Origin of the sequence: Micromonospora sp. NPDC048843 (assembly GCF_040649965.1) — a bacterium.
Lineage (GTDB): Bacteria > Actinomycetota > Actinomycetes > Mycobacteriales > Micromonosporaceae > Micromonospora > Micromonospora hortensis.
This window is the reverse complement of sequence record NZ_JBEZGJ010000294.1, coordinates 1-5585: the sequence shown is the minus strand read 5'-3', so window position 1 is coordinate 5585 and position 5585 is coordinate 1. Positions and strand designations below refer to the sequence as shown.

The window sequence follows — 5585 nt, the reverse complement described above, 5'->3', positions numbered from 1 at the left end:
GTGGCGGGGCGGGAGGGGACGAAGAAGGCTGCGGGCTCCACGCCGAGCAGGGTAGATGAGCCGAACCGGTCAGCGCCCCAGGAGCCGGAGCGTCTCGTCCCAGAGGACGTCGGCGTTTCTGTCATCGAGGGCGTACGGGAGCACGCCGCTCCTGTCGTCGGACCGCTCGGCGATGAGCGGGGCCTCGTTGCCGTCCTCGAAATAGCGGCCGGTCACACCCTCGACCTCGGGGCTGGCGGCCAGCAGGACCGAGGTGGCCGCGCCCTGCTGGGGGGTCTTCCAGCCCGGCGGCACCTCCAGGCGGTTGCCCTGCTCGTCGAGCGCGCCGACCCAGCGCAACTGCGCGTCGTCGAGGTGCCGTTGCAGGTTGGTCATGATGCCGCCGGGGTGCAGGGCATTGGCGGTGATGCCGTCGGCGGCCCACTTCTTGGCCAGGGCGACAGTGAACAGGATGGCGGCGGTCTTCGACTGGCCGTACGCCGACCATGCCTCGTAGGGCCGGGCGGTGAAGTGGATGTCGTCGAAGACGACCGGGGACTGCTGGTGGGCCGACGAGCTGACGACGACGATGCGGGCGCCCCGCGCGGCGGCCAGTGCGTCGCGCAGACCCAGGGTCAGTGCGGCGTGACCGAGGTGGTTGATGGCGAACTGCGCCTCCCAGCCGTCGGCCGTCCTGGTCAGCTCGGGCACGGCCATGATGCCGGCGTTGTTCACCAGGATGTGCAGCGGGCCTGTCCAGCCGGCCACGAAGGCGTCGATGGAGGCGCGGTCGGCCAGGTCGAGGTGGTCGACCCGGACCTTGCCGGATGCCCCGCCGGCCGTGATGTCGGCGGCGGCGCGCTCACCGGCGGCGGTGTCGCGTACGGCCAACGTCACCTCGGCGCCGGCGTTGGCCAGCGCCCGGGCGGTCTCCAGGCCGATCCCGGACGCCCCGCCGGTGACGATGGCCCGCCGGCCGGTGAGGTCGACGCCGTCGATCACCTCAGCGGCGGTCGACTGGGCCGAGTACGGCGTGATGATTCGTGACATTTCGGGCCTCCAAGGGTGCAAGATCATGGCGTTTCAGTGCGGGGTGTGTCAGCGGTGGAGCAGCCGCAGAGACCGGCGCAGCCGGTCGCGGAACTCGCCCCTGGAGGTCGAGGTCGACTTCCAGGTGAGCGCTGCGGAGAAGAGCAGGTCCATGACGTCGTCAGCGGTCCGCCCCTCGTCGAGCAGACCGGCCGGGGCGACGGCCTCGATGTGGGCTCGCAGTGCCGCTTGAGCCCGCACCTGGTAGTCGTGGAACATCGAGCCCAGCTGTGGCTCGCTGTTCTCCAGCAGGTCGTTGAGGTCACGGGCCATCTGGGTGTCGATGTACGAGCCCATCAGGGCGTCCAACCCGGCCACGACCCGCTCGTCGAAGCTCGTCGACTGGTCGGCGAGGCAGGTTTCCATGGCGTGCTGGGCGCGTTCCATGACGCCCTGCATGGTGGCGCGGTACAGCTGCTCCTTGTTGGGGAACATCAGGTACAGGCCCGGCCGGGAGATGCCCGCCGCCTTGGCGACCGCCTCCATCGACGTCTTCTGGAAGCCGTAGCGCCCGAACACCGCGACCGCCGCCGCCAGGACGGCGGCGCGCTTCGGGTCCTCGACAACCGCCTCTGCTGTGCTCACGTTTGACAGATTAGACGACTTTTCGAAACTTGTCTAACGCGTCCAGTGGGCGGGCGTCAGGCCGAGCGGCGGCGGTGGAGCCGGGTGAGGTCGCTCGGGCGGCCCGGGTCGACGTGGCGGGGCAGGTCCGGCTCGTCGGGGCGCAGCGGGGCGAGGGTGTCGGTGAGCGCGTCGATGATCCGGTCGGTGGCGCGGCGGGCCGCACCGGGGTTGGCCGCGGCCGTCTCGCCCAGGTCGACAGGGGTGCCGAAGTGCACCCGGATCACCGGTCGACGCCACAGCGAACGGGCTATGCCCCGCAGCATTCCGCGGGGCGCCTGATACGGCAGCACCTCGTGCGAGCCCCACTGGGCAACCGGGACAACCGGGGCGCCGCAGGCCAGGGCGAGGCGGGCGGCGCCCGTCTTGCCGCGTTCGGGCCACAGGCCGGGGTCCAGGCCGATGCGCCCCTCGGGGTAGATGAGGATCACCGAACCGCGCGCGACGGCAGTGGCGGCGTCGTCGAGGGCCCGGTGCACGGCGCTGGTGCCCCGGTCGACCCGAATGTGCCCGGCGTGGCGCATGGCGGCGCCGAACACCGGGACGCGGAACAGTCCGGCGGTCGCCATGATCCGCGGGGCGACGCCACGGGTCTGGCAGGCGGCGGCCATGACCACCGGGTCGAACGGGCTGATGTGGTTGGCGGCCAGCACCAGCGGGCCGCGACGCAGGTGCGCCGGGACGTCGCCGGTGACCTCGAGGCGGGCGAGCAGGCCGACCAGGCCCCGGGCCAGCAGCAGGGCGGCGCGCCAGATCAGCGGCGGCTGCCAGGTGGTGTGTGCGGTGTCCATCAGCGCGCCATCGTCGCACGCGCCGGCGGGGCCGCGGGGGCGGGTCGGGTGATCAGGGTCATTGGTCCCGGGAGGGCGCGGGCCGCCCACCCTTCTACGACGAGCAGTAGTATTTACTACGTCTCGTAGTACGGATGGCTGGGGGTTTTCAGGTGGACGCGTTGGACGTTGCCCGCTGGCAGTTCGGTGTCACCACCGTCTACCACTTTCTCTTCGTACCGCTGACCATCGGCCTCTCCGTGCTGGTGGCCATCCTGCAGACGATGTGGCACCGCACCGGCAACGAGCGCTACCTCAAGCTCACCAAGTTCTACGGCAAGCTGTTCCTGATCAACTTTGCCATGGGCGTGGTCACCGGCATCGTGCAGGAGTTCCAGTTCGGCATGAACTGGAGCGACTACTCCCGCTTCGTCGGCAACGTCTTCGGCGCGCCCCTGGCCATCGAGGCGCTCGTCGCGTTCTTCCTCGAATCCACCTTCATCGGCCTGTGGATCTTCGGCTGGGACCGACTGCCCAAGCGGGCGCACCTGGCCAGCATCTGGGCCGCCGCGATCGGCACCAACCTCAGCGCGTACTTCATCCTCGCGGCGAACTCGTTCATGCAGAACCCGGTCGGCTATCGGATCAACCCCGACAGCGGGCGCGCCGAGCTGACCGACTTCCCGGCCGTACTGACCAACAAGGTCGCCCTGATCACCTTCCCGCACACCCTTGCCGGCTCGTTCCTGGTCGCCGGGTCGCTCATCGTCGCGGTCGGCCTGTGGCACGTCATCCGCAACCGCGACTCCGTCGACACCGGCGCGTACCGCTTCGCCACCAAGTTCGGCTCCTGGGTGGTCCTGGTCGCCTCCGCGGCCGTGCTGTTCACCGGCGACATCCAGGGCAAGATCATGACGGACGTGCAGCCGATGAAGATGGCCGCCGCCGAGGGCCTCTACACCACCGAGAGCCCCGCCTCGTTCTCCGTGCTGACCATCGGCAGCCTGGACGGCAGCCGCGAGGTGTTCGCCATCAAGATCCCGTACCTGCTGTCGTACCTGGGCACCGGCGACCCGAACGGCACAGTGCACGGCATCAACGACCTCCAGGCCCAGTACGCCACGCAGTACGGCGCGGGCAGCTACACCCCGATCATCCCGGTCACCTACTGGAGCTTCCGCTTCATGATCGCCTTCGGGATGGCAGCCGGCGCGATCGCCCTGCTGGTGCTCTGGAGTCAGCGCAAGGGCCGCACCCCGAGCAGCAAGTGGCTGCTGCGCGCCGGGCTGGCCATGCCGGTGCTGCCGTTGCTGGCCAACTCCTTCGGCTGGATCTTCACCGAGATGGGTCGCCAGCCGTGGATCGTCTTCGGCGAGATGCTCACCCGCAACGGGGTGTCCCGCAGCGTCTCGCTGGCCGAGGTGCTCACCTCGTTCACCGCCTTCACGCTGATCTACGCCACCCTCGCCGTGATCGAGGTCAAGCTGCTGCTGCGCTACGCCAAGGCCGGCGTGCCGGACGTCAGCGAGCAACCCCCCACCGACGACACCGACGACGCCGAGCGCCCGCTCGCCTTCGCCTACTGATCCCGGAGCCCATCGTGGAACTGACCACCATCTGGTTTCTCCTCGTCGCCGTGCTGTTCACCGGGTACTTCATCCTGGAGGGCTTCGACTTCGGCGTCGGCATGCTGCTGCCCGTGCTCGGCCGTGACGACCGGGAACGCCGCGTCCTGATCAACACCATCGGCCCGGTCTGGGACGGCAACGAGGTGTGGCTGATCACCGCCGGTGGCGCCATGTTCGCCGCGTTCCCCGAGTGGTACGCCACCCTCTTCTCCGGCTTCTACCTGCCGCTGCTGCTGATCCTGCTGGCCCTGATCGCCCGGGGGGTCGCCTTCGAGTACCGGCACAAGCGCCCCGAGGCGTCCTGGAAGCGCCGGTGGGACGCGGCGATCGTGGTCGGCTCGCTGCTGCCGGCGATCCTGTGGGGCGTCGCCTTCGCCAACATCCTGCGCGGCGTGCCGCTGGACGCCGACCACGAGTACGTCGGCGGCCTGTTGAACCTGCTCAACCCGTACGCCCTGCTGGGCGGCGCGACCACCCTCGCGCTGTTCCTCACCCACGGCGCGGTGTTCCTCGCCCTGAAGACCACCGGCGACATCCGCGAGCGCGCGGGCGCCCTCGCGGTGCGCCTGGGTGTGGGCGCCGCAGTGCTCTCGGTCGGGTTCCTGACCTGGACGTTGAGCATCCGCTCCAGCGCGGCCGCCGTCGTGCTCGCCGTCGGCGCGGCCCTCGCCCTGCTCGGTGCCCTGGCCGCCGCCCGGGTACGCCGGGAGGGCTGGGCGTTCACCGGCACCGCAGTGGCGATCGGTCTGGCGGTGGCGACCCTGTTCGCGGCGCTGTTCCCGAACGTGCTGCCCTCCACCCTGGACGCGGCCGGCACGCTGACGGCCACCAACGCCGCGTCCACCCCGTACACCCTGAAGATCATGACCTGGGTGGCGGTGATCTTCACGCCGGTGGTGCTGGCCTACCAGGGGTGGACGTACTGGGTGTTCCGCAAGCGCATCGGCGTGGCCAACATCCCGCAGCACTGACCGACTCGACACCCCGCCGATCTTGCAGTTTCGGTCGCCGTGATGCGTGGGATGCCCCGTATGCCGCGACAGGAACTGCAAGATCGCGACTAGTTGATCATGCCGCGAGTAAATCGGCCTTAGGTGCGCGGCCGTCTCGCTACGGTGTGCCGATGCCTGCCACCGTGCACGTTCGTGAACTCACCGCCGACGACCTCGACGCCGCCTGGGAGCTGGGCCGGTTCGCGTTCGGCTCCGACCCGCAGCGGCCCGCGCAGGCCACCGCCACGCCCGCCGGCCTGACCCGCTACGGCGCGTTCGACGAGGCCGGTCGGCTCGTGGGCAAGGCCGTCGACCTGCATCACGACCAGTGGTGGTCGGGCCGAGCGGTGTCGGCAGCCGACGTGGCCGGGGTGGCTGTCGCTCCCGAGGCCCGTGGTCGGGGCGTGGCCCGCGCCATGCTCACCGCCCTGCTGAGGGGCGCACGCGAGCGCGGGGCGGCGGTCAGCGCGCTCTACCCGACAGTCGCCGCCCCGTACCGGGCC

Annotated in this window: 6 protein-coding genes; 3 read left to right on the top strand and 3 right to left on the bottom strand. The window is 70.3% G+C overall.

Annotated features, from left to right (window positions below):
- Window positions 1–69: 69 nt before the first annotated feature.
- The 3 genes from AB0C20_RS34895 to AB0C20_RS34885 are packed head-to-tail and all read right to left on the bottom strand — an operon-like array spanning window position 70 to window position 2483.
- On the bottom strand, window positions 70–1029 hold the full coding sequence (locus AB0C20_RS34895; RefSeq protein ID WP_357187665.1) for an SDR family NAD(P)-dependent oxidoreductase: 960 nt from the start codon (window positions 1027–1029) through the stop codon (window positions 70–72).
- Window positions 1030–1077: 48 nt separating this feature from the next.
- Window positions 1078–1653 (bottom strand): TetR/AcrR family transcriptional regulator, encoded by a 576-nt coding sequence (locus AB0C20_RS34890; protein WP_357187663.1) that lies wholly within the window; start codon window positions 1651–1653, stop codon window positions 1078–1080.
- Window positions 1654–1709: 56 nt separating this feature from the next.
- Entirely contained in the window at window positions 1710–2483 is a 774-nt protein-coding gene (locus AB0C20_RS34885; RefSeq protein WP_357187661.1) for a lysophospholipid acyltransferase family protein, read from the bottom strand.
- A gap of 152 nt (window positions 2484–2635) precedes the next feature.
- Here AB0C20_RS34885 and AB0C20_RS34880 point away from each other — a divergent pair, with 152 nt between their 5' ends.
- The 3 genes from AB0C20_RS34880 to AB0C20_RS34870 form a co-directional block, all read left to right on the top strand.
- The gene (locus AB0C20_RS34880) at window positions 2636–4048 is read left to right on the top strand and encodes a cytochrome ubiquinol oxidase subunit I (RefSeq protein ID WP_357569614.1); all 1413 of its coding nucleotides are present in this window, start codon (window positions 2636–2638) and stop codon (window positions 4046–4048) included.
- Between the two features lie 14 nt (window positions 4049–4062).
- Window positions 4063–5061 (top strand): cytochrome d ubiquinol oxidase subunit II, encoded by a 999-nt coding sequence (gene cydB, locus AB0C20_RS34875; protein WP_357187659.1) that lies wholly within the window; start codon window positions 4063–4065, stop codon window positions 5059–5061.
- 152 nt (window positions 5062–5213) lie between these two features.
- A partial coding sequence (locus AB0C20_RS34870) for a GNAT family N-acetyltransferase (RefSeq protein WP_357569613.1) occupies window positions 5214–5585 on the top strand: 372 nt, incomplete at its 3' end.

Bases quoted from the DNA above. Each gene is read 5' to 3' on its own strand.
- AB0C20_RS34895 (WP_357187665.1), bottom strand. From the start codon at position 1,029: ATGTCACGAATCATCACGCCGTACTCGGCCCAGTCGACCGCCGCTGAG.
- AB0C20_RS34885 (WP_357187661.1), bottom strand. From the start codon at position 2,483: ATGGACACCGCACACACCACCTGGCAGCCGCCGCTGATCTGGCGCGCC.